The organism is Caldisericaceae bacterium (assembly GCA_036574215.1).
Taxonomy (GTDB): domain Bacteria; phylum Caldisericota; class Caldisericia; order Caldisericales; family Caldisericaceae; genus Caldisericum.
Genome location: JAINCR010000103.1, coordinates 1 through 24,165, shown reverse-complemented (window position 1 = coordinate 24,165; position 24,165 = coordinate 1). Strand labels below are relative to the sequence as shown.

The following is a 24,165-nucleotide window of genomic DNA, read 5'->3' as shown; positions in this document are numbered from 1 at the left end:
TTAAAATCAAACTCTAGGAGGTTGTTTATGGAAACAATAAAAAAACTTGAAGATTTAGTTAATGCCGTAAGAACACTAAAAGAAAAGAAAATGGTATCAGTTGCTTATGGGCAAGACTTGCATACACTACAGGCTGTTTCCCTTGCTATTAAAGAGGGGATTTTGAATGCAACTATTTTTGCAAACAAGGATGAGGTCAGACGTGTTTGTGAGTCAAATAACATTGATATGTCAATGTTTGAAGTTGTTGACATAAAAGATGAAAAGGAAGCCGTAAGACAGGCAGTTAGACTTGTGAGGGAAAGAAAAGCAGACTTTATTATGAAGGGCCTATGTCAAACTGCTACCTACATGCGAGGGCTTCTTGACAAGCAAGAGGGGCTTTTACCTGAAGGTAGAGTGCTCTCACATGCAGCTGTAATTGAATCACCAAACTATCACAAACTTTTAATAGCTTCCGATGTTGCAGTTATCCCGCAGCCGGACCTTTCAATGAAAGAGGCAATGATAAATTACGATGTCCAAATTGCTAAAAAGATGGGTATAGAAAGACCTAAAGTTGCTGTAATTGCAGCAGTAGAGACTGTTTCTCCAAAGATGCAGGCAACAGTTGATGCGGCCATTCTTTCCGTCATGAATAAAAGAGGCCAAATAAAAGACTGCATCGTTGATGGCCCACTTGCAATGGATTTAGCTGTTTCTAAAGAAGCAGCAGAAATTAAGAAAGTTAGCTCAGAAGTTGCTGGAGATGCTGATATACTCATTATGCCTAACATTGAAGCAGGTAATGCATTCTTTAAAGCACTAACTAAACTTGGTAATGCAGAAATTGCAGCTATAGTAACTGGGACAATTGCTCCAGCAGTTCTTACATCAAGAGGTGATAGTGAAAAATCAAAGCTGTATTCATTAGCACTAGCAGCGTTAGTTTCTGAAAGATAAATTTAAAAGGAGAGGTGGAATATGGAAGAAAGAGATATTTATGAAAAAGTTAATCCAGATGATGTAAATGACATTATTGAAAAAGTTTCTGTTGAAAAACTTCCCCAAAGAAGAGAGGTAGATATAAGTAGTGAAAAGGTGGAAAATAAAACTGTAGAAGAACAAGCGAAAGAAGTAATTAAGGAAGAAAAAATAACTGATAAGAGTGCAAACAATTCAAATCAAAAGGCTATATCAAATAACAATTTTCTTCCTAAAGAGTATAAAGCTGGTGATATTATAACAGTAACCGTTGTAAAAATCGACCCTAAAGGTGTTTATGTAAGCGCTCAAACAAAGGAAGACGTCTTTATTCCATTGAAAGGATTAAGCAATAAGCAAATTATTTCTCCAGAAGAGGTTGTAAAAATCGGAGATAAAATTGAAGTGATGGTCTTAAGAGATGGTCCAAATTTGGTTCTTTCAAAAAAGCTTGCTGATATTTCAAAAAAGTATAACGAATTGATAGAAAAAATGAAAAAGGGCGAAAGAGTAAAAGCAAATGTTGTTAGAGTGATAAAAGGTGGTTTGCTTTTGGATATTGATGGGATTTCTGCGTTTCTTCCACAATCTCAAGTGGGTCTTACAAAAGGCGAGACTCTTGATTCATATGTTGGAAAAGAGTTTGAAGTTGAGTTAATAGAAATAGAGCCAAAAGTTAAAAGGGTAATTGTTTCAAGATTAAATATTTTAAAGGAAGAAAAGGAAAAACTTAGAAAACTTGCCTTGGTCAATATTAAAAAAGATGCTATTTACGAGGGATTTGTTAGGTCAATCCAAGATTTTGGTGTCTTTGTCGATCTTGGTAATGGAATTGATGGATTGATACGTGTAAATGAGTTAAATTGGGGTAGAAGAAAAGATCCACACGAAATTTTAAAAATCGGGCAAAAGGTAAAAGTTAAAGTGTTGTCTGTAAACCTTGATGCACAAAGTATTTCTCTTAGCCTAAGGCAAACGAAGCCTCATCCATGGGATACTGTTGAAGAGAAATATCCAATCGAGAGTGTTGTAGAAGGCACTGTAATAAGAATTCACCCCTTTGGAGTAGTGGTGGAACTTGAAGAAGGTATTACAGGGCTTATCCATATCTCCCAGTTAGACTCAAAGAGGATAGATAAAATAGAGAATTTTGTAAAGATAGGAGATAAAATAAAGGCAAAAGTTCTTTCAATTGATAAAGAAAATAGAAAAATGAAATTGAGTAGAAGAGCTTTGCTTGAAGATGAAAAATAAATTTAAGATTACTAAAGAAAAGATCTTGAGCTTACTTCCTCATAGAGAGCCTTTTCTCTTTGTTGATGAAATTGAAGAAATTATCCCTGGGGAAAAGGCTATTGGTATTAAAAAATTTAAAAACGATGAGATATTTTTTCCCACAATCAATTCTAATAACTTAACTATTCCTGAAGCTTATATTATTGAAGCAACAGCTCAAGTTTCTGCGTTTATTCTGTTGACAGTTAATAAGTATAGTAATTCTCTTGGCTTACTTGCTTCTGTTCAAGATTTTAAATTTTTTAAAAAAGTTAATTTTAACGAAACTCTTAGAATCATTGCGAATTTGATTGGTTTAAAGTTAGGTATTGCAAAAAGTTTAGTTGAAGTATTTGTTAATAATAAATTAGTTGCAACAGGGACTATAGCAGTAAAAATAATTGAAGGAGGTTAATATGGAAGAGAATGAAATAAGAGAAAAAGTTAAAAAAGTAATAGTTGAAAAACTAGGTGTTGAAGAAGAAAAAATTAAAGATGAATCACGTTATGTTGAAGATTTAGGTGCAGATTCATTAGCACTGGTTGATGTTGCTATGGCATTGGAAGACGAGTTTGGAATGAAAATTCCTGACGAAGATATTGAAAAAATCACTACTTTTGGTGCAACGGTAGAGTATATTAAGGAAAATCTTAAATAAAACTCTTGTAAATAAAAAAAGGGGGGTTTATGTCCCCTCTTTTTTTATTTACTTAAAAATTCTTTGATCTTAGGAATTATTTCATCTGTCGATAAGAAAATTCTTTCATTTGTTTTTCTAATTTTTATTTCAAATTTACCTTCTTTTTTATAAGCTTTGCCAACTATTAGTTGAATTGGAATACCTATTAAATCTGCATCATTAAATTTTTCACCAGCACTTAACTCTTCTCTATCATCAAGTAGTGTCTCAATTCCATTATCAAGAAGTAATTTATATACATTTTCTGTTGCATTTTTGATACTTTCATCATTTAAGTTTAGTGGAATTACTTCAACTTTAAACGGAGCAATGTTATTTGGCCAGGTTATTCCTTTTTCGTCGTGGAATTTTTCGATGATTGCCTGTAAAGTTCTTCCGATACCTATTCCATAACAACCCATAATAAAGTAATTTTCTTTTCCTTCTTCATCTAAAAAAGTTGCGTTCATTTTTTCTGAATATTTTGTTCCTAACTTAAATGTATGTCCAAGTTCAATACCATTAAATTTTTGGAGCTTTGTGCCACATTTAGGGCATAGATCACCTTCTTTTGCAACTCTTAAATCGGTTATATGAGTTGGTTTAAAATCTCTTTCCACATTCACATTGATAAAGTGATAACCATCTTTATTTGCTCCACTCACATAGTTGTTTCCAAGCAATATTCTTTTATCCATTATAACTTCTATTGGTGAATCCACTGGTCCAATTGCCCCTATATGAGCCTTAAATAATTTGAATACATCTTCATCATTAGCTAATTCTATAAATCTTGCATTTAGAAAGTTTTTCAATTTTATTTCGTTTAAATCATCAACACCCAATACTAAAGCAAGAATAAATTTACTGTTATCTATTTTATAAACCAGTGATTTTATGAGTTTATCTTTAGTAATATTCAAAAATTTAGAAACTTCTTCTATAGTTTTCGCTTCACCAGTGTAAATTTTTTCTAAATTTTTTACTTCTTCTTTCTTAATTTCTTCATCTACTTCGGATTTTGCTGCTTCAATATTTGCTGCATAACCACACCTTGGACATTTTACGAACTCACTTTCTCCACCTAAGTCTGAAATAACAACGAATTCATGCGAAACTTTTCCACCTATTGCCCCTGAATCTGCTTCAATGGGAATAACTTCAAGATCGCACCTTTGAAAGATTCTTATGTATGCATTAAACATCTTTTTATAACTTTCTTCAAGGCCTTCTTCGGAGGTATCGAATGAATAAGCATCTTTCATTAAAAATTCTCTTCCACGTATTAAACCAAATCTTGGTCTTATCTCATCTCTATACTTAGTTTGAATTTGATAAAAAGTTTTTGGCAAATTCTTATAAGATTTTATTTCCTTACGCACAAGATCTACAATTGCTTCTTCATGAGTAGGAGCAAGGCAAAAAAATCTACCTTTACGATCTTGTAGTTTGAACATCTCATCGCCGTAAATATCCCATCTTCCTGTTTCAGCCCAAAGTTCCTTTGGCATTATAGCAGGAAAAATCAATTCAATAGCTCCTGCATTATTTATTTCTTCTCTTACGATATTTTCTACCTTTTTTAATGCTAATAGTCCTAACGGTAAAAAAGAATAAATTCCAGCTGCCATTTTTCTAATTAATCCAGCTTTTAGCATTAACTTATGGCTTTCGATTTCGGCATCTTGAGGGTCTTCCCTAAGCGTCGGAATAAAATAGTCTTTTATTCTCATTTTATGCTCCTTTCACTTAAATACACCAATTTATTACATATTATATAAGACTTGCTAAAACTTTAAAATAGTATAAAATGTTAGCGGTGAGTAATAGTATAAATATTGTAGAGTTTTTGATAGAAAAGAATTTGTCGATCGCTGTAAGTGAATCAGTTACAGGTGGTTTGCTTTCGAAAACCATTACCGATTTTAGAGGAAGTTCAAAGATATTTTTAGGTGGCATAGTTTCATATTCTGTTTTTGCTAAAACTCATATACTTAAAGTATCCCAAGAACTGATCGAAAAATTTGGAACTGTGCATTCAGAGATTGCAAAAAATATGGCGATCAACACACTACTTTTGTTTAATAGTGATATTGCTATCTCAACTACAGGTATAGCAGGTCCTGATTCTATAGAAGGAAAACCAGTTGGACTTGCATACGTTGGTTTTGCCTTTAAAAATGGTAAAAACTACGTACTTGAAGTTAATTTTAAAGGAAATCGTGATATAATAAGAAACAGAATTGTTAATTTTGCTCTAAACCAATTATATAAACTATTAGTAGGAGGTTATTGATGAGAATTGGAGTTTTAACAGGTGGCGGCGATTGCCCCGGTTTAAATCCTGCAATAAGAGGAGTAGTTTACAATGCTTATCATCATGGAGATGAAGTTATAGGATTTGAGGAAGGTTGGAAAGGGCTCATAGAAAATAAAACAAGAACTCTTTCAATAAAAGATGTTGAAGAGATTTTTAACATTGGTGGAACTATTCTTTTTACATCAAGAACAAATCCTTTTAAAGAAGAAAATGGCCCTTCTAAAGTTATAGAAACTCTCAATAAAAATCGCATTGATGCACTTGTTGCTATCGGTGGTGATGATACTCTTTCAGTTGCTTTAAAACTCTACAAAATGGGAGTTAAAGTTGTGGGTGTGCCAAAAACAATGGACAACGATCTTTCACAAACCGATTTCACTTTTGGTTTCTTTACTTCAGTGGAAGTTTCAGTTGATGCTTTAAATAGATTGAGAGATACTGCAAAATCCCATAAGAGAATAATAGTTTTAGAAGTTATGGGAAGAGAGGCAGGTTGGGTTGCGCTTTATACTGGTATTGCAGGTGGTGCAGATTGGATCCTTATTCCGGAAGAAAAACCTGATTTTGATGCTATGTTTGCTCATTTGGAAAAAGTCTTCAAAGAAAAAGGATACGCACTTGTAGTGGTTTCAGAAGGAATTGAAATTCCCAACGAGAGAGAGACTGAGGTTGACGAATTTGGTCATAAACTTTTACAAAAAAGGGGAGTTCACGAATACATTGCAGATTTAATTTCAAAGAAGCTCAATGTTTCTACAAGAAGTGCAGTTATAGGTCATATACAGAGAGGTGGTCCACCAACTGTTTTTGATAGGATACTTGCATCGAGACTCGGAGTTCACGCTATTGACATGGTTCATAATAACGAATTCGGAAAAATGGCGGCACTTTCTGGTAATAAGATTATTTCGGTTTCTTTGGAAGATGCTGTGAATAGACCCAAACTTGTTGACGAAGAGTGGATAAGACTCAAAGAAATTTTTGGTAGATGAAAAGAATTGGTGTTTTAACATCAGGAGGAGACGCTCCTGGTATGAATGCAGCGATAAGGAGCGTCGTGAGAGCTGGCTTCATAAATGGGCTTGCTGTTTTTGGGGTTTTGGAAGGCTACAGGGGTTTAGTTGAAAAAAATTTTATAGAATTCTCTCCTAGAGATGTTAGTGGAATTTTAGAGGAGGGTGGAACTATACTTCTTTCCTCAAGAATAGAAGAATTTAAGGAAGAAACATATCAGGAGAAAGCTATACAAAATATGAGAGATTTAGGTATTGATGCCCTAATAGTAATCGGTGGTAACGGATCTCAAAGTGGAGCGCTGTCTCTTTACAAAAAAGACTTTCCAATTGTTGGTATAGCATCAACAATTGACAATGATTTATACGGAACAGATTACACAATTGGTTTTGATACTGCAGTAAATACGGCCGTTGAAGCAATTGATAAAATACGAGACGTTGCTACTTCACACAATAGAACATTTATAGTCGAAGTCATGGGAAGAAATAGAGGCTTTATTGCAGTAGAAGCAGCTCTTGCAAGTGGTGCTGATATGGCTTTAATACCAGAAATTAAATTTGATATTGAAAAGATTATTGAAAACATAAAGGTAGGTTTACAAAAAAAGAAAAAACACCATATGATTGTAACTGCAGAAGGTGCTATCAAAGGAGATAAACTTAAAGATATAATAAAGGAAAAACTTCCTGATCTTGATGTTGGAGTTTCTGTGCTTGGTTACATACAACGAGGGGGGTCACCTACAAGATTTGATAGAATTTTAGCCACTCTTTTTGGAGTAGAGGCAGTTAATATGGCTTTGAATAATAAATTTGGTTATGTTGTGGGAATAAAAGATAATCATTTGATACACATCCCTCTGGAAGATGCTGTTACGAAGACTAAAGAAATAAATTACAATCTCTATAAAATAATTGAGGAAGTTTCGGTGTAATGAAGAGGTTTTTTCTTTCCATTAGATTTCAACTGATTTTTGTGCTTTTGTTTTTTATCACCACTGTGTTTTTTATCATATCAACTAATATTTCGGATTATCTTTTACAAAATGAACTTGCAAATCAATCAAGTAGGATTAATATAATCGTAAGTCAGGTTGAAGAACGCTACGAAAAGTTTTATGAAGCAGAATCTTTTTTGAGAGGTTATAATAGCATTTCTCCGTCGCTTAAACGTGTTTATATTAATGTTTTCTTAAAACCACTTGTAGATAACTATTTTTCAACTATTTCAACTGTCTACTCAAATGTTGGTTTAGGTTATTATATACCAGTATTTGACGAGCCTTTTCATGCTGTTAACACCCCAAAACCATTAACGAAGAATTTAATAATCGTTTCAGCAATTCCTGATAGTTTTGGTGGAGGATACATTTTTGCAGCAGTTCCGTATGAAAGGATTAATTCAAATGTTAAAGGAATTGTTCTAAAGATAAATAGGCTTGTCTTTTATCTTGCATTTATAACTGTGATCATTGTATTGTTAATAACTTCTTTCTTCAACATAAGAATTCTTTCTTTAAGAAGGGGTTTAAAGAAATTAGAAACAGATTTAGATTTTAAATTCCCTAAATACGGTGGAGAAATTGGAGATATAGCAGACTCAATTAACTCAATGGCTTTAAGTTTAAAAAGAAACATTGAAGAAATAAAAAGAACAGAGGCATTAAAGTCTCTTGGTCTTTTCACTGCAGGCATAGTCCATGAAATAAGAAATCCTCTTACTTCAATTAAAGGCTTTGCTTCGATTCTTTCTCAGAAATTAAAAGGAAAAGATGAGGAAAGATACGTTATTACAATTATAAATGAAAGCGAAAGATTGCAGAGAATTGCAGATGATTTGTTAAAATACGGTAGACCATCTCCACTATCATTTTCTAAGTTTAATTTAAAACCTTTTTTTACTCATATTGTTGAAGTTGCAAAGCACTACGATGAGAAAAAGAATATAGAATTTAAGCTTAACTGCTCTGATATTTTTTTAGTAGCTGATGCAAGGAAATTAGAGGAGCTATTTTTAAACCTTGTGATTAATGCAGTGCAGGCTATAGATAAAAACTTAGGTTATGTTGAAATAAATTGTTTAGAAGAAAAAAATCATGTAAGAATTGAAATAATTGATAATGGCTCAGGGATAGATGAAAAAAATTTGAAAGACATATTTGTGCCGTTTTTCACTACTAAAAGTTCAGGAACAGGCTTGGGTCTAGCTATAGCTTACAGAATTATAGAAGAACATGGTGGAGAGATTTTTGTTGAAAGTAAGGTTGGGATTGGAACGAAATTTACAGTAGTCTTACCAAAAAGAGAATCATGAATATGAAAAAATACAAAATTTTAGTTGCAGATGACGAGAGGAATATTAGGGATTTACTCTTGGTTACTTTAATTGATGAAGGTTATGATGTTATCGAAGTAGACGACGGACAAAAGGCTGTTACTGAAGTAAAAAATGGTGATTACGACTGCGTGCTTCTTGATATTAGAATGCCTGTCCTTGATGGAATGGAAGCATTTGCAAAGATTAGGGATATGAAACCTAATTTACCTGTAATATTTTTAACTGCTTATGGAAGTTCCGATCTTGCAATTAAAGCGATGAAAAATGGAGCATATGATTATCTAACAAAACCGTTTGATATTGAAGAGTTAAAAATTAAAGTAAAGAAAGCAATTGAGTTAAAAGAGTTAACTGAAAATGCCCCAAAGTTGGTTAACAATAAATTTTTAGATTATACTAAGGAAGAAATAATTGGCGACTCACCAAAAATGCAGGAAGTTTACAAAGAAATAGGTAAAATAGCCGTTTCAGATGCAACAGTTCTTATTAGAGGGGAAAGTGGAACTGGAAAAGAACTTGTTGCTAAAGCCATCCACCAGCATAGTAACAGGAAAAATAAACCTTTTATAGTTGTTAATTGTGCAGCCATTCCTGAAAATCTCCTCGAATCTGAGCTTTTTGGCCATGAAAAAGGTGCGTTTACCGATGCCTATTCAAAAAGAATTGGTAAATTTGAGTTGGCAAATGATGGAACAATTTTCTTAGATGAAATCGGAGATATGAGTTTAAATCTACAATCAAAGCTATTAAGAGTTCTTCAAGAAAAAACTTTTACAAGGGTTGGAGGAAACGAAATAATTTACTCAAATGCAAGAATTATAGCAGCAACTAACAGAAACTTAGAAGAACTTGTTAGCAAAGGGGAGTTTCGAGAAGATTTATTTTTTAGGTTGAATGTTGTAACAATTACACTACCACCACTTCGAGAGAGGAAAGAAGATATTAAGTTACTTTTTGATTACTTTATTGCTAAATATTCAACAAAATATAAAAAAGAGGTTAACGGAATATCAAAGGAAGCTATTGATATTTTACTTTCTTATGATTGGCCTGGCAATGTAAGGGAATTAGAAAACGCAATAGCAAGGGCGGTAATAGTTTCTTCTGCTCCAGTTATTCTCGTTGATGATTTACCACTTTCTCTAAGGCAAAAAGTTTTATCTGAGAACAATCAGGAAATAGTTGATGACAGTGAAAATTTAACACTTCCTCAGCTTATAGAGAAAGTTGAAAAGGAAGCAATTTTAAGGGCTCTAAAGGTTTCAAAAGGAAATAAGACAAAGGCAGCACAGATACTTGGTATCTCAAGAAAATCTTTATTTAACAAATTGAGGTATTATAACATAGAATGGGTGACGGAAGATGAAGACGATCAATGAAAAGATCGAAGATCTAAAAAACGAAGTTGTAAATTTAAGACGTGAAATACATATGTTCCCGGAAATTGCCTTTGAAGAGTTTCGCACATCAGAGATAGTTTACAATTATCTAAATAGTGTTGGACTTGAAGTAAAAAAGAATGTCAATAAAACAGGTGTTGTTGCGGATTTAATTGTGAATAGTTCATTTGAAACAGTCCTTCTTCGAGCCGATATGGATGCACTTCCTATTCAAGAAGAAAATAATGTTCCTTACAAATCAAAGATCCCAAATAGGATGCATGCATGTGGACATGATGCTCATACGGCAATGTTGCTTGTTGCAGCAAAAGTTATCTCGGAATATCAAAATGATTTAAAGGCAAACGTAAGATTTCTTTTTCAACCTTCAGAGGAAAAAGATCCTGGTGGAGCATTAGGCATGATAAAGGAAGGTGTCTTAGAAAATCCTAAAGTTAATTATGCTTTTGCTCTACATGTTTCGGGTTTTCATGAAAAAAATAAAGTTTTAATTAGAGGTGGTATTATGACCGGTGAAGCTGACGAATTTGCTATTAATGTAAAAGGTTACGGTGGGCATGGAGCATACCCTCATAAGTCGATAGACCCAATTCTTATTGCATCGCATATCGTAATTGCTTCACAATCAATAGTTTCAAGAAATATAGATCCCCTAAAATCGGTTGTTTTATCATTTGGAAAAATTTCTTCTGGCGATGTTTTTAACGTTATACCCGGCTCTGCTTTTCTTTTGGGAACGGTAAGGTCGCTTGAGCATGAAGATTCTGTATTTGTAAAAGAGAGATTAGAAATGATTGCTAAAAATATTGCTTCTGCTTTTGCTGGCAGTGCTGAAATGATATACAATTTTGGGTATCCACCTTCTATAAACAATGAAAAGGCAACGGAGTATATAAGGAGTATCGCAAGGGAAGTTGTTGGTGAAGAAAATTTGAGTGAAGCTCCAATCTCAATGGGTGGTGAAGATATGTCTTATTTCCTTGAAAAAACAAAGGGTGCCTTTTACTGGTTAGGTGCCTTGAATAAGGAAAAAGGTATATCTTATCCAAATCATTCTCCTAAGTTTGATATTGATGAAGATATATTAACAACGGGTGTTAAATTACATGTTTTAACTGTTTTGAATTTTAAGCCATATTAGATGTTTCCTACTTTTGTAATTTTTGTTAGTGTTTTAATAGAATTTGATTGAGAAAAAAGTGTTCACAATATTGAAAACATGAATAATGAAAGAAATGCAAGTTTTAAAAAGAAAAGGATTGCTCTTGTTGCACACGATAGCGAAAAGAAAGATCTTATTGAGTGGGTTGAATTTAATTGGGGAACAATCTCTACTTGTGAGCTTGTTTGCACAGGTACAACAGGACGGCTTGTTGAAGAGGCGTTGAAAAAGAAGGGAGTTAGCCCTAATATAATAAAACTTAAATCAGGGCCTCTTGGCGGTGACGTACAGCTATCGGCATTAATTGTGGAAGGTAAAGTTGATTACCTAATTTTCTTCTGGGATCCAATGGAGCCACAACCTCATGATGTCGATGTTAAAGCTCTCTTAAGAATTGCTACTCTTTATAATTTGCCCACAGCAACCAATAGAGCTACAGCTGACTTTTTAATTTCTTCTCCACTTTTTAACTCGAACTATAAACCAATAACAAAGGATTACAAAAGTTATATTGAAAGGAAGATAAAGGATTAATAACCAAAGATAATCTACAGCCTCCCTAGGCAATTAGTTACATACCTAAGGGAGGCTATTTAATTATTGGATTCTTTTACCTTTTAGAAATACGAAATTAGTTTTTGCTACTGTATCATAAGGTTCATTATCATAAGCAACTAAATTTGGAACTCCGTTAACTTGTATTTTACCTAAATTTTCTTCTCCAATGATTTTTGCAGGATTTAGAGTTACCGCTTGGAGTGCTTCAGCAACATTTAGGCCTTCCTTTATGAATAATCCTACATTCAGTCTAAGATATTTTGCTGGGAATAGTGGATGACCAGAAGTCAAAGCAACCAAAATACCTTCCTTAACAAGTTCTATGGGGACAGTTGAAGATAATCCTTTTAGTTCTATTGACCAACGTGGGAACATAAGGGGACCATATACGACTGGTATATCCTTTTCTTTTAAAAGTTCTTTTACTAAGTTTGCCTGAACTCCATATAGGATAACACTTTTTAAATTAAACTCCTCACTTATTCTTATTGAGGTTGCAATATCATCAGCTCTAAAGCTTGCGAAGAAAGCTGTATCTTTTCTATTCAAAAGATCTAAAAGAGATTCATAAGTTAAGTTTTGCTCCTTGTGTTCCTTTAGATATTCTTTTGCTTTATATAAGGTGTTTCTTATAAGATATGCAATACCCATCCTAGTTGAAGGTGTTTTATTTTTAGGGGCATAGGTTGATTTCGGTTCAGTATTTATCGAAAACTTAATTCCAAACGGAGACTTCATAGTCATATCGAGTACTTGTTTGCCATAGTTATAAATAAGAGCTCCTCTGCCTCCAATTGGGTTAGAATTTCCAGGTAAAACTAAACTAATTAAAGTTCCGCCTGATATTGCCTTATCAAAGGCTTCATCATAGGGGTTTATTCCATCTAATGCTAAAAGTTCAGGGTATACTGGCGAAGTTGCCTCGTTTAAGTCATCACCTTCAATTCTGCCAAGTGATTCTTCTTTTAATCCAATACCTGAACCAAGATCGATAAGGGGAGGCATTAAAAAATACGTATTGTAAGTTTCTTTTACAGGTTCGTTTATATCATCACCAATATGAACGATTTTTTCTTCATCAAAAAGGATAGTTGCATCTTCAATGATATTTTCACCTGTAAATAACTTTTTTGCATGGATCTTATACATGTTTTCCTCCTTCAAAAACAACATCCCCCTCAAAGATAATCGTGTCTGCTTTACTAAGAACAGAGAAGGGGTTTTCGTTGAAAATTATTAAATTAGCGATTTTTCCTTTCTCAATACTTCCGTAATCCTCTTCAATATTTAGTATTTTTGCTGGGTTTATTGTAATGAGTTTCAATGTCTCATCAAAACCAAGGTTTCCCTCGTATGCAACTAAACCAGCTTGGATTCTTGCGTATCCAATTGAAACAACGGGGTGGTCAGTCATTAGTGCAACTCTTACTCCTGCTTCTACTAATTCTTTAGGGTTTTTAAATGAATTTGATTTAGTTTCAACTTTAGGAGAAACATCCAAAATAGGACCAACTATAACAGGCACATTTTCCCTAGCAAGAAAATCTTTTATTCTTGCTGAGTCTGTTCCATGTTCAATTACAACATCAAGACCAAACTCGTGCTTAGCAATTCTTATAGCTGTCACAATGTCATCTGCTCTATGGGCGTGGATTCTTAAAGGAATTTGATGATCAAAAACAAGGTAAAGACTTTCCATATCTAAATCAAAATCAACCTTTTCACCGCTTTTTTTCTTTTCGTAATAATTTTTAGCTTTAAAGAGAGTTTCTCTGAAAACTTTTGCTGTGCCCATTCTCGTAGTAGGAATTTGATTTTTTGAAGTATAAACTCTTTTGGGGTTTTCTCCGAAGGCGCATTTTAAACCTGCTGGATTCCTAATGATCATTTTGTCAACCAAATTTCCGTATGTTTTCATAATAACACTTAATCCACCTATAACGTTTCCAGAACCACTTCCTGTAAAAACAATCATAAATCCAGATTCAAATGCTTCTTTAAAGGCAGGATCAAAAGGATTTATAGAATCAATAGCTCTTAAGCCAGGAGTAGCAGAGTTAGTCATTTCATTTCCATCTTCATCCATTTCAGTTCCTTCCAAAGAAAAAGTGCCAAGGTGTGTGTGAGCGTCGATAAATGACGGAAAAACCATTTTACCATTAAGGTCAATTACCTTAACGTTTTCGTCAACTTGGATGGGTTCAGCACTAACATCTTTAATTCTTTTACCTTCAATTAAGATATTGCCTCTTTCTAAAGTTCCATTTGAAATGGTAAAAATTTTAGCATTCTTTAAAAGTAACACTTTTCACCTCCATGTTTGAATTATAATGCATTTTTAATTTTTAGTATGATTTTTGATATAATTTAAAAGAGGCAAAAATGTATCCAAAAATTGTTATAGAACATTTTATGAAACCAAAAAACGTAGGGAGAATTAAAGAACCTACTTCAATTGGGAGAGCACAAACTGAGGAAGGAGCTTATGTAATCTTCTATTTTAAAGTTCAAGATGGTCAAATCTCTGATATTAAATACCAAGTTGATGGTTGTCCTTATGCAATAGCGTGTGCTTCTATATTCTCCGAATCAGCAATCGGAAAGGATGTAAAAGACTTTAGAAATTTCAACATCGGCTATTTTGAGCATTTCTTTCAAATTCCACAAGATAAAGTGAACTGCATTTTACTTGTTGTAAATGCAATTAATGATGCATTAAACAAAATCTTTAGTCATTGACGATATTTGCAAATTTTATTTCAAAGGAGTTATTTTTGTAGACAATTTCAAACTCTTGAATTTTGTATTCAAGGGAGTTTATTATTGTATAATTTGGAAAATTTATTGCTAAATATTCTTTGTCAATGTCTTTAGTTGCAAATATTTTTTCTATTTTAATATTGTTTCTTTTAATTGAATTAACTAAATCTGCTCCACTTTTAATGTCAAGAGGGTATATAATAAACAACTTATCAACATATGAAATTGCGTTTTTGCTGAAAAAATTTGAGAAATCGTAGTATTCTATATTGTAAGGCGTGGGTTTGACTATAAAAAGTAAATTAGCCTTATTATTACGAACATAGATAGCGCCAACATTTCTAACATTACAAGAGTAAACGCCTGTTAAAAAATTACCTGAAAATAGCACAAATAAGTAGGCTATACCTATTGCTGCTGTGAGTAAACGTTTTCTATTAGATACAGAAAAATAAATAGCTAGAACTAAGATGATTAATAATATGAATGCAAAAGTATTAATTTTTAAACGTGCAAAACCATGTGGTATTTTTGAAACTATCTCTACAAGTTTAATAAGAATTGAATAGAGAAAGTTTACAACATACGAGAGTATAACTCCGAGTTTTTTTGAGAATAAACTTATTATAACAAAAAACAATCCTATAGGAAGTATAAAAGCAATGTATGGAATGACAACAAGATTTACTACGAAAGATGTTATCGAAACCACATTAAAAAAATATGCAATAATTGGTATTTCAAAAATGTTTACAAAGAAGGATGTTGTGAAACTATTAATAAGGTTACTCTTCGTGAATAGTTTTTCACTTAATGAAATTGCTAACATTGCTGTGCATGATAAATAAAAGGAAATTGAAAGTAAACTATCAGGAAAAATAGCAAAAATTAAGGCTATGGATACGAAAAGAGAATTTAAAAGTGTTTTACCTCTACCAAGATAGTAAGACAGAACAACTACAGATAGCATAACAAAAGACCTAATTGCAGAGAATTTTATGCCAATAAAAATAACAAAAAGAGAGACAAGAAAAAGCGAAAGTATTTGACTGTATTTTGAAAATTTTTTGAATAAAAGCACAAAGAACGTAAAAAGGGTTCCAATATGTAGTCCTGATATTGCGAAAATATGCGCTGTGCCAGTATAGTTGAAAAAAGTTTTAGTTTCATTTTCAAGAGCATTTACTCCAATTAGTGATGAAAGTAATAGTTCACCTGCCTCACTTTTTAATAGAATCCTTGTTCTTTTGATAATTAGAAGTCTTAAGTTATTAAGCTCTCTAAAAAAGAAATTGGATTTAAGAGTATCAAATTTATCCACGGAAATTATATACCTATCTTTTAAGGTAAAAGCATTTACTTTAGATTCAAAAATCCTCCCATTGAGTTGAATTATTTCGCCATATGCAGGAGGGTAGGATCTTGCGTAGATAGCTAAGATGTTCGAATTAGGTGTAATCGTTTGAACGTGGAAGTAGTACTTATCGCCCTTTAAATCACAATAGTCAATTACTTTTCCTATGATTTTAATGTCTTTTCCTAAGTAGTTTTCATTTAATGGATTGAGGACTAATGAGTAATATTTGAAAGATGTTACAAAAGCAACCAATGAAAATAAAATTAGTCCCAAAAGGTATTTTTTCTTAGTTATGGTAAGTATTAAAGTAAAGATTAAAATTGACAATCCAGTCAAAAATAAATTCTTTAAAACTAAAGAAATAGCAAGCAAATTTGAATTAGCAACTGCACATATTACTAAAAATGCAAGCATTAGGTGGTAATTAGATCTTTTATGTTTTCGTAAGTTTTTTCGCCTATACCGGATACATTTACAATATCATGAGGGTTTTTAAATGGTCCATTCTTTGTTCTAAAATCAATAATCGCCTGAGCTTTAGTTTCTCCAATGCCAGGGAGTTCCATTAATTCAGTTTTACTCGCCGTATTTATATTGATTTTCCCTGTTGCCGACTTAGTTGAAGAAGCTATGGCTATTTCAGATGTTAAATCGTTAATATCTAAACTTTTAGTAGGAACAATGATTTGATCTTCATCATTAACCCTTTTTGCAAGGTTAATTGCTAATAGATTCGCATTTTCAGTTGCTCCTCCTGCTAATAAAATTGCGTCTTTAACAATTGAACCTTCTTCAAGTTCATATACGTCTGGTTTTTTAACTTCTCCTGCTACGTATACTTTTATCTTCTTTGGTAGCACTTCTTGGGTGTTTTGTTCCTCTGTGCTAATCTGAATCTCTTGTGGCTTGCTGTAAATAGCCTTTCCAACTAAAATGCCACTTCCAAAAGCAATGAAAATTAAAAGAATTGTAATAATAACTACCTTTTTTATGTCTAATTCTTCCATTAAATCACCTCTGACATTTTGGACAGAAATAAGAAGTTCTACCTCCAATTTTAATAGACTCTATTAAGTCTCCGCAGACAGGACATTTTTGATTTTCTCTTTTATGAACATTAAAGTGCAAGTGAAATTTACCTTTTTCCCCGTTAAGATGCACGAATGATAACTCACTTGCTCCTCCATATTTTTTACCCAATTCTATAACGGTAAAGATATTTTTGTAGAGGTTTTCTATTTCCTCGTTAGATATGTCTTTACATTTCCTTTTTGGATGAATCTTTGAAAGAAACAGAATTTCATCTGTATATGCATTTCCAAGCCCTGCCAACTTTTCTTGGTCTATTAAGACTTCTTTAATTGACTTTTTGCAGTTTTCTCTAAGTAAAATTTTAAATTTATCCAATGTAAAATTTTTACTTAAAACATCAACTCCGAGTTTTTTTATTTCATCTATTGTGTAGATATTGTTGGTTTTATATAACTTTATAAAGCCGGGTTTCATGATTCCACTAATTCCAAGAATTTTATTATTATCAAAAACAATGTAAAACTGGTAATTTTCCTTGTCTTTTTTGTCAATTAAACGCGTAAAACCAGTAAGCAAAAAGTGAATGATAAGATTTATGTCATTTGAAAAACTCAAAGTGAGAACTTTTCCTACGCGATCTGTTAAAAGTAATTTTTGATTTTCAAGTAAGGTGCTTATTTCATTGGAGGTGACATTTGAAAGATCCTCCTTGTTCAGGGAAGCCTCTTCGACTTTCCTATTTACAAACGTGGAGTATATTTCTTCTCTTAAAAATTCAACTTCAACTATCTCTGGCATATTTATTTAATTTCTTTGTCTCCGATGTGTTTGCAAATTCTTTTACCAAATCCTCCTTATTTTTATTTTAACAGAATTGTAAGCAAAAGTCAAATTTTTTATTTTGTATAATTCATTTGAGTCTAGTTAAAACTCTTCTATACATATATTCCTAAAAGCTTTGAGTAAAATTCCTTAATTCTTAAATACGTGCTCTTGAAATTCGTTCTTTTGCTTTCAAAAATTTGGATTGATTTTTTGCATCTTTAATTCTTTTTCTACTTTGTCTCCTGCATTTATAATATAAAGTATTATTCCTAACTTTGAGGTGTCACTCAATTACGGGATTTGCTAGAAAACCAGTTTCTAAAAAATGAATTATAATTTAAGGGGGTAAATACGACAGTTTCACAAAGTGCAAAATATGGAAAAAAATTTATAAAGCGATTTGTTAAGAATTATGCGCTTGTAGGTTTGCAAAGTGGGTCAGGACTTTCCTGCACATTGGTTAACTAACGATTTATATAGTGGTTTTAAACGAAATGCCCTTATCGTGGCTAAATTACATGGATGAAGGTTTTAAAACTAAAGTTTTTACAAAAAAGTAAGGAGGTATAAAATGGATAATAGAGGTGGTAAAAAAATTGTAGGAGTAGTATTAGCGGTAATATTTTTAGTTTTGGCTATTGTGACTTTTGCTGTTAGTTCCATTCGTCTTTATCAGTTTAAACTTTCTCTACCTTCTACTTGGACATCAGAAAATGAAGGGCGTTTTATTGCGTATGGCCTTGAACAGTGGGCTTTTCTTTTCACTATCCCTATTGTTATTTCCCTACTATTAATAGCATATCTTATTTATCCTTCGAAATCTGAGAAGTTTTCTAAGACAGCAAAAACATTGTCTCTAATCTTGGCACTTGTCGGATTTGGAGTAACTATTTTTCTTACTGATTCTGCAATTCTCAATAATCCACCTTTTCTACAGAATATTTTATATGGCTTAATTACTCTTCTTTGGACATCACCATTCTGGATAATGGGAATTTTATCTATAGTTGTTTTTAAAAAAGACAAATTTGAAAACATAGAAAAAAAGAGTTATAAGGTGGGTGTAGTAATACTTATCTTAATAACTTTAATCTGGGTAGTGGAGGCATTGGCAGTTGATATTATTGGAAGGATCATATATTAATAAATAAAAAAAGTTTGTGGGTGGTTTCTCTTTTCTAATGTAACTTCGAGAAATCACCCAATTATAGGATTAGCGTGATTTTATAATTTAAGGAGTTTTTCAAAGGGCTTGATGCCTGCAAATCTTGCGGCATTACCAAGTAATTCTTCAATTCTAATTAACTCATTATATTTTTCGATTCTTTCTATTCTTGTTGGTGCTCCAGATTTAATCTGCCCTACATTTAATGCAACAGCCAAATGGGAGATGAAAGTATCTACAGTTTCTCCAGATCTATGAGAGACAGTTGCATTAAACCCGTTTGAATTTGCTAATCTCATCACTTCAAGAGTCTCTGTTAAAGTGCCAATTTGGTTGAGCTTAATAAGTATTGAATTTGAGGCTTTTAGTTCAATCCCTTTTAAAAGTCTTTCTTTGTTTGTTACGTAGAGGTCATCGCCAGTGAGTTGGATTTTACTCCCTAATCTTTTATTAAGTTCAATCCATCCGTCCCAATCTTCTTCTGCTAAACCATCTTCAATTGAAATAATAGGAAATTTTTTTATAAGATTTTCATAGAAATCAACCATTTCACTACTTTTTAGTTCTTTTCCTTCAAAGTGGTAGTATCCGTCCTTATAGAATGTTGAGGACGCTGTATCTATACCAAGTAGAATATCTTTTCCTGCAACATAGCCTGCACTTGTAATTGCGCTCACAATTAAATCTAAGGCTTCTTCAGTGTTTTTAACTTTAGGAGCAAAACCACCCTCATCACCGACGCTTACTGAAAAACCAAATTTTTTAAGTATTGCCTCAAGAGTTCTGTAAACTTCTGCCCCTGCCCTAATCGCTTCTTTGACTGAAGAAAAACCGACTGGCAAAATTAAAAATTCTTGAATGTCAAGGCCAGAATCTGCATGCTCACCACCATTTATGATATTAAACTGTGGAACAGGTAATACTTGTGCATTTATTCCTCCTATGTATTGGAAAAGAGGTATGCCAAGTTCATTAGCTTGTGCTCTTGCAACAGCAAGCGATACACTCAAAATTGCGTTTGCACCTAACCTCGATTTATTAGGAGTTCCGTCTAACTCAATCATAGTCGTATCAATAAGGTACTGATCTAATGCATCAAGTCCAACAATTTCTTCTGCGATTACTTCGTTTACATTTTTAGCTGCATTTAAAACACCCTTGCCGTTAAATCTAGTTTTATCGCCATCTCTTAGTTCTAAAGCTTCAAACTTCCCTGTAGATTTTCCTGACGGGACTTGCGCTACACCCATAACACCACTTTCAAGGTAAACTTCTGTTTCTAGTGTTGGGTTACCTCTTGAATCTAAAATTTCTCTTGCCTTTAATGAAATGATTTCACTCATTTTAACCTCCTTCGTGTTTATATTCTTTTCTTTCTTTAATGGCTGTTGAGAGAGTAATACTATCGGCTAAACCAATTTCTGCCTCTTTTGGTAAACCAACAGCAATTCTTGAAATCTTCAATTTGGGATTAAAATTTCTTATTGACTTTGCAAGGAATGTTGCTGTAATTTCGCCAGCAAAGTCCGGATTCGTTGCAAGAATTACTTCCTTCAAATCACTACTTCTTATCCTTTCAAATAATTCTTTTATATAAAGATCTTCAGGATTTTTGTGATTTACTGGGTCCAAACTTCCGTGTAACACGTGATACACTCCTTTAAAGGCGTTTGTTTTTTCAATTGCAAGTAAATCAGTTATCTCTTCTACCACACAAACTGTACTATGATCTCTTGAAGGATTTGAACAGATTTCGCATATATCTTTATCAGTAAGATTAAAACACACTGGGCAAAGATGTAAATTGCTTCGTGAAATTTCAATAGTATCAATAAGTTGTTTAATTTGTTTCTCATCAATAGAAATAATATACAATGCAATCCTCTCGGCTGTCTTAGGACCAATTGAAGGAAGTTTCCCAATTTCTTCAATTAAATTTTTTAGTTTCTCAGTTAATTCCATTTGGAAAGTTCGGTAAGAATCCAGAAAATGCACCAAGAGTTGCAAATTTTTCTTGCGCAACAACTTTTGCTTTATTTTGAGCATCTTTAACGGCTACAGTTATAAGGTCTGCAAGAGTTTCACTATCAATTTCCTTAATATCAGAGGTAAAGGTTATTGAGATAATTTCAAGCTTTCCGTTTACAACTGCTTTAACAATATTTTGAGCCGAACCTTCAATTTCTATTTGTTCCAACTCTTCGTTTATTTTTTCAAGTTTTTTTTGTAAATCTTGTGCTTGTCTTAAAAGATCATTTAGGTTTCTCATTTTTTTCCTCCCTTACATCTGTTATAGTGCCTTCAAAAAGCTCTAATATTTCTTTAATTTCTTTTTTATTTTCTAATTCTTTGATTCTTTCTTCTTTGGTAAGTTTTCTTTCTTCCTCAGGCTTTATGTAAACTACCTTAACATCTACTAAAGTAACTTTTTTAATTGCTTCTTCAACTAAATCTTTATTTTCTTTTTTATTCAGTAGTTCAAAATAAAACGGCTTATCAAGTAAAATCTCCAAAACACCTTCTTTAAAGGAAACTGGTTCGAGTTTTGTTAAAATCACAGATATTGCAACTTCTTTCTTTTTAACTTCAGAAACAATTAGTTGCCAAACGGCTTTAAATCGGTTTATATCTACCTCTTTTTTGGGTTCTTCAAAATCTTGCGAAACTAAATTAATAGTTTCTTCACTAATACCTTTTGTTTGAATTGGTTCATTTTTTAACTCATCATCTTGAGGTAGTTCACCTATAAAATCAAGAATATTTATGAGTATAACGAAATTTGAGTTTTGTATGAATTTGATTTGGTTAAACGTATCAAGAATTGTTTTAGAGATGTTAATTAACTTCTTTAAACTAGTGCTTTTTAGCACCTCTTTCATTTTTAAGAAGGTGTTTTCATCGCGCTTTTCTTTTAGGCTTTCATAGTCTCCAATTTTCAAAGAAATCAAGTCGTCGATAAAATCAATCAAGCTGTTAAGGAAAAATTTTGGATTTATACCATTTTCTTCGTTCTTTTTAATTTTTTCAAAAACTGCTTTTCTATCACCTTTTAATATTGCCTCTAAAAACTCTAAAACAAGTTGGTCATCAGGAACATCTAAAAAGTTTCTAACTATTTCTTCTGTTATCTCTTTTGAAACGGTAATAACTTGTTCTACTAAACTCAGTGCATTTCTTAGAGATCCATATGAGAGTCTTGCAAGAAGAGAAGCAGCTTGGTCATTAACGGTTCCACCTTCTAATTGAACTACCTCTTTAATTTTTTCTGCGATTTTGTTTACAGGAATTGGCTTAAAATAAAAAATTTCACATCTTGAGGTTACTGTTTGAGGAATTTTATCTGGTTCAGTTGTTGCCAAAATAAAAACAACATTTTTAGGAGGCTCTTCTATGGTTTTAAGTAAAGCATTAAAAGCTTGCGTTGTAAGCATGTGTGCTTCGTCAATAATGTATACTTTATAGCGAGAAGAAACAGGAACATATTGGACTTTTTCTTTTAAATCTCTTATCTCATCAATTCCTCTGTTAGATGCCGCATCAATTTCTATAACATCAAGGCTAGTGCCATTTGCTATAGATTGACAATTAACGCACCTCAAACAGGGTGTATCTGTAGGGCCATTGACACAATTAAGTCCTTTAGCGAAAATTCTTGCAAGAGTAGTTTTGCCTGTTCCTTTTGGTCCTGCAAAAATATAAGCATGTGAAATCTTTTTTTGTTTTAACTCTTCACGAAGAATCTTAACTATAGAAGTTTGCCATATAACTTCTTCAAATGACTGCGGACGGTATTTTCTATACAAAGAAATATATTCCATACACTTTATTATACAATTTTCAAACCCTTTTGCAAACATTAACAATTGATTAAATTTGGCAATTTAATATAATGTGGTTGAGGTGATCGTAATGACAGAAATAACAAAAGATTATTTAAAAAGTATTATAGACCACACACTTCTCAAGCCAGAAGCAACCCCAGAAGACATTAAAAGACTTTGTGAAGAGGCAGTGAAATATCAATTTTATGCAGTTTGTGTAAATTCAACTTTTGTAAGTCTTGCAAAAAATATTCTTAAAGGAACTAATGTTAAGGTTGCATCGGTTGTAGGGTTTCCATTAGGAGCATCTTCTACTTTTGCAAAGGCACAGGAAACTGAAAAAGCAGTAAGAGATGGAGCTGATGAAATTGACATGGTTATTAAAATTGGTTACCTAAAAGCAAAAGATTACAAGGAAGTTGAAAACGATATAAAAGAAGTTGTTAAGGTAGCAAGTGGTCATGTAGTAAAAGTAATTATAGAAACAAGTTTACTTACAAGAGAAGAAAAGATTATTGCATCAACTTTAGTAGTATCTGCAGGTGCCCATTTTGTTAAAACCTCTACTGGCTTTAGTAGTGGAGGGGCAACAGTTGAGGACATAAAACTTATACGATCCGTAATACCTGAGAACATTGGAGTAAAAGCATCAGGAGGAATAAGGGACTTTGAGACTGCAAAGAGTATGGTCGAAGCTGGTGCAACGAGAATTGGTGCAAGCAAAAGTATAGATATTGTTTCTTAATTGATGAGCTATATAAGAGTTTCTGGAATAACAATTAATTCAATTGATTCAAAAGATTTTGATAAGTATGTGGTTCTCTTAACTGATAAATTTGGTAAGATAACTGCAAAGTTTAAATCAGTAAGAAAAACCACATCAAAAAGAATAGGTTTAACAGAGGAATTTGCATTAGAAGATCTTCTACTCTATAAGAAGGGCAATTATTATATTGTAACTGAAGCAGTTTTAAAAAAAGATTATGCTAATTCAAAAGCAAATTTTTCAAAAGTCATTATATTGCTTTACATGAAAAAGCTTATCTTAGATGCATTTCCATACGAACAGGAGGATGTTAATCTTTACAATTTCGTTATAGATTTTTTAGAAGATTTAGAAGAGAGTAATGAAGCCTTGAATTACGAGTATCTTGCGTTTTTTATCTTAAAATTTTTGAAGTTTATGGGTTTTTCCATTGATTTAAAAGGTAATATTGATGATATTAAATTTTTCTCAATTGATAATGATGGTTTCAATACGATTTCTGGAATTCCCGTAAGAAGAGAAGTCATAGATGAATTTCTTACATTGAGCACTTTAAAGGATACAGAAGAGATAAAAAAATGTTATCATATTAAAGAAATTCTCGATTTAGTGCTTGAATATGCGAGGGTGAAATTAGAATTGAATGAATTCGATAGCTTTAAGAATAATATTAGTAAAATTGTGTGAGGTGAATGATGTATTTCCAAGAAATAATTTTTAAATTGGA

Annotated in this window: 25 protein-coding genes; 15 read left to right on the top strand and 10 right to left on the bottom strand. The window is 32.5% G+C overall.

What is annotated here, in order from left to right; translation table 11 throughout:
- Positions 1-27 precede the first annotated feature (27 nt).
- The 4 genes from K6343_06220 to K6343_06205 are packed head-to-tail and all read left to right on the top strand — an operon-like array spanning position 28 to position 2,897.
- Positions 28-942: a bifunctional enoyl-CoA hydratase/phosphate acetyltransferase gene (locus tag K6343_06220; GenBank protein ID MEF3245552.1), complete on the top strand. Its 915-nt coding sequence runs from the start codon at positions 28-30 to the stop codon at positions 940-942.
- 21 nt (positions 943-963) lie between these two features.
- Positions 964-2,217 (top strand): S1 RNA-binding domain-containing protein, encoded by a 1,254-nt coding sequence (locus K6343_06215; protein ID MEF3245551.1) that lies wholly within the window; start codon positions 964-966, stop codon positions 2,215-2,217.
- Positions 2,207-2,653: a beta-hydroxyacyl-ACP dehydratase gene (locus tag K6343_06210; GenBank protein MEF3245550.1), complete on the top strand. Its 447-nt coding sequence runs from the start codon at positions 2,207-2,209 to the stop codon at positions 2,651-2,653. The genes K6343_06215 and K6343_06210 overlap by 11 nt, the downstream gene beginning before the upstream one ends.
- A gap of 1 nt (position 2,654) precedes the next feature.
- The gene (locus K6343_06205) at positions 2,655-2,897 is read left to right on the top strand and encodes an acyl carrier protein (protein ID MEF3245549.1); all 243 of its coding nucleotides are present in this window, start codon (positions 2,655-2,657) and stop codon (positions 2,895-2,897) included.
- Positions 2,898-2,941: 44 nt separating this feature from the next.
- Here the strand turns inward: K6343_06205 and K6343_06200 are convergent, their stop codons facing one another.
- A complete protein-coding gene (locus K6343_06200; protein ID MEF3245548.1) occupies positions 2,942-4,651 on the bottom strand; it encodes a proline--tRNA ligase in 1,710 nt (569 codons plus the stop codon).
- 86 nt (positions 4,652-4,737) lie between these two features.
- On the opposite strand from K6343_06200, the gene K6343_06195 reads away from it, so the two are divergent.
- From K6343_06195 to K6343_06165, 7 genes are all read left to right on the top strand, one after another.
- On the top strand, positions 4,738-5,214 hold the full coding sequence (locus tag K6343_06195; GenBank protein MEF3245547.1) for a nicotinamide-nucleotide amidohydrolase family protein: 477 nt from the start codon (positions 4,738-4,740) through the stop codon (positions 5,212-5,214).
- Complete coding sequence (locus K6343_06190; protein MEF3245546.1) at positions 5,214-6,230, top strand: 6-phosphofructokinase; 1,017 nt, start codon at positions 5,214-5,216, stop codon at positions 6,228-6,230. The genes K6343_06195 and K6343_06190 overlap by 1 nt, the downstream gene beginning before the upstream one ends.
- Positions 6,227-7,189 (top strand): 6-phosphofructokinase, encoded by a 963-nt coding sequence (pfkA, locus tag K6343_06185; GenBank protein ID MEF3245545.1) that lies wholly within the window; start codon positions 6,227-6,229, stop codon positions 7,187-7,189. The genes K6343_06190 and pfkA overlap by 4 nt, the downstream gene beginning before the upstream one ends.
- Entirely contained in the window at positions 7,189-8,568 is a 1,380-nt protein-coding gene (locus tag K6343_06180; protein ID MEF3245544.1) for a hypothetical protein, read from the top strand. The genes pfkA and K6343_06180 overlap by 1 nt, the downstream gene beginning before the upstream one ends.
- Positions 8,565-9,971 (top strand): sigma-54 dependent transcriptional regulator, encoded by a 1,407-nt coding sequence (locus K6343_06175; GenBank protein MEF3245543.1) that lies wholly within the window; start codon positions 8,565-8,567, stop codon positions 9,969-9,971. The genes K6343_06180 and K6343_06175 overlap by 4 nt, the downstream gene beginning before the upstream one ends.
- Positions 9,955-11,133, top strand: a complete 1,179-nt coding sequence (locus K6343_06170; protein MEF3245542.1) for an amidohydrolase — start codon at positions 9,955-9,957, stop codon at positions 11,131-11,133. The genes K6343_06175 and K6343_06170 overlap by 17 nt, the downstream gene beginning before the upstream one ends.
- Positions 11,134-11,211: 78 nt before the next feature.
- Positions 11,212-11,688: a methylglyoxal synthase gene (locus K6343_06165; GenBank protein ID MEF3245541.1), complete on the top strand. Its 477-nt coding sequence runs from the start codon at positions 11,212-11,214 to the stop codon at positions 11,686-11,688.
- 63 nt (positions 11,689-11,751) lie between these two features.
- On the opposite strand, the gene K6343_06160 is transcribed toward K6343_06165, so the two are convergent.
- Together K6343_06160 and K6343_06155 are read right to left on the bottom strand one after the other, a co-directional pair.
- Complete coding sequence (locus tag K6343_06160) at positions 11,752-12,861, bottom strand: amidohydrolase family protein (GenBank protein ID MEF3245540.1); 1,110 nt, start codon at positions 12,859-12,861, stop codon at positions 11,752-11,754.
- Complete coding sequence (locus K6343_06155; GenBank protein ID MEF3245539.1) at positions 12,854-14,017, bottom strand: amidohydrolase; 1,164 nt, start codon at positions 14,015-14,017, stop codon at positions 12,854-12,856. Before K6343_06155 ends, K6343_06160 begins: the two co-directional genes overlap by 8 nt.
- 77 nt (positions 14,018-14,094) lie before the next feature.
- On the opposite strand from K6343_06155, the gene K6343_06150 reads away from it, so the two are divergent.
- Positions 14,095-14,451, top strand: coding sequence for an iron-sulfur cluster assembly scaffold protein (locus tag K6343_06150; protein ID MEF3245538.1), 357 nt, complete (start codon positions 14,095-14,097; stop codon positions 14,449-14,451).
- Here the strand turns inward: K6343_06150 and K6343_06145 are convergent.
- Genes K6343_06145 through K6343_06135 form a run of 3 tightly spaced genes read right to left on the bottom strand, consistent with a single transcriptional unit; the run spans position 14,441 to position 17,659 of the window.
- Complete coding sequence (locus tag K6343_06145) at positions 14,441-16,243, bottom strand: competence protein ComEC family protein (protein ID MEF3245537.1); 1,803 nt, start codon at positions 16,241-16,243, stop codon at positions 14,441-14,443. The genes K6343_06150 and K6343_06145 overlap by 11 nt on opposite strands.
- Positions 16,243-16,836: a ComEA family DNA-binding protein gene (locus K6343_06140; GenBank protein ID MEF3245536.1), complete on the bottom strand. Its 594-nt coding sequence runs from the start codon at positions 16,834-16,836 to the stop codon at positions 16,243-16,245. The genes K6343_06145 and K6343_06140 overlap by 1 nt, the downstream gene beginning before the upstream one ends.
- Before the next feature lie 4 nt (positions 16,837-16,840).
- Positions 16,841-17,659, bottom strand: a complete 819-nt coding sequence (locus tag K6343_06135) for a hypothetical protein (GenBank protein ID MEF3245535.1) — start codon at positions 17,657-17,659, stop codon at positions 16,841-16,843.
- A 598-nt stretch (positions 17,660-18,257) separates the two neighbouring features.
- Here K6343_06135 and K6343_06130 point away from each other — a divergent pair.
- Positions 18,258-18,830 carry a hypothetical protein gene (locus K6343_06130; GenBank protein ID MEF3245534.1) on the top strand — a complete coding sequence of 191 codons (573 nt, stop codon included), beginning with the start codon at positions 18,258-18,260 and terminating at the stop codon, positions 18,828-18,830.
- A gap of 80 nt (positions 18,831-18,910) precedes the next feature.
- Here K6343_06130 and eno read toward each other — a convergent pair whose 3' ends face one another.
- From eno to dnaX, 4 genes are read right to left on the bottom strand one after another with little or no spacing between them, the layout of a single operon-like run.
- Entirely contained in the window at positions 18,911-20,194 is a 1,284-nt protein-coding gene (gene eno / locus K6343_06125; GenBank protein MEF3245533.1) for a phosphopyruvate hydratase, read from the bottom strand.
- A gap of 1 nt (position 20,195) precedes the next feature.
- The gene (gene recR / locus K6343_06120) at positions 20,196-20,813 is read right to left on the bottom strand and encodes a recombination mediator RecR (GenBank protein MEF3245532.1); all 618 of its coding nucleotides are present in this window, start codon (positions 20,811-20,813) and stop codon (positions 20,196-20,198) included.
- Positions 20,800-21,120 carry a YbaB/EbfC family nucleoid-associated protein gene (locus K6343_06115; protein MEF3245531.1) on the bottom strand — a complete coding sequence of 107 codons (321 nt, stop codon included), beginning with the start codon at positions 21,118-21,120 and terminating at the stop codon, positions 20,800-20,802. The genes recR and K6343_06115 overlap by 14 nt, the downstream gene beginning before the upstream one ends.
- A complete protein-coding gene (gene dnaX, locus K6343_06110; protein MEF3245530.1) occupies positions 21,104-22,669 on the bottom strand; it encodes a DNA polymerase III subunit gamma/tau in 1,566 nt (521 codons plus the stop codon). The genes K6343_06115 and dnaX overlap by 17 nt, the downstream gene beginning before the upstream one ends.
- A gap of 91 nt (positions 22,670-22,760) precedes the next feature.
- Here dnaX and deoC point away from each other — a divergent pair, with 91 nt between their 5' ends.
- The gene (deoC, locus tag K6343_06105; protein MEF3245529.1) at positions 22,761-23,417 is read left to right on the top strand and encodes a deoxyribose-phosphate aldolase; all 657 of its coding nucleotides are present in this window, start codon (positions 22,761-22,763) and stop codon (positions 23,415-23,417) included.
- Positions 23,418-23,420: 3 nt separating this feature from the next.
- The gene (gene recO, locus K6343_06100; protein MEF3245528.1) at positions 23,421-24,125 is read left to right on the top strand and encodes a DNA repair protein RecO; all 705 of its coding nucleotides are present in this window, start codon (positions 23,421-23,423) and stop codon (positions 24,123-24,125) included.
- The last annotated feature ends 40 nt before the right edge of the window (positions 24,126-24,165 follow it).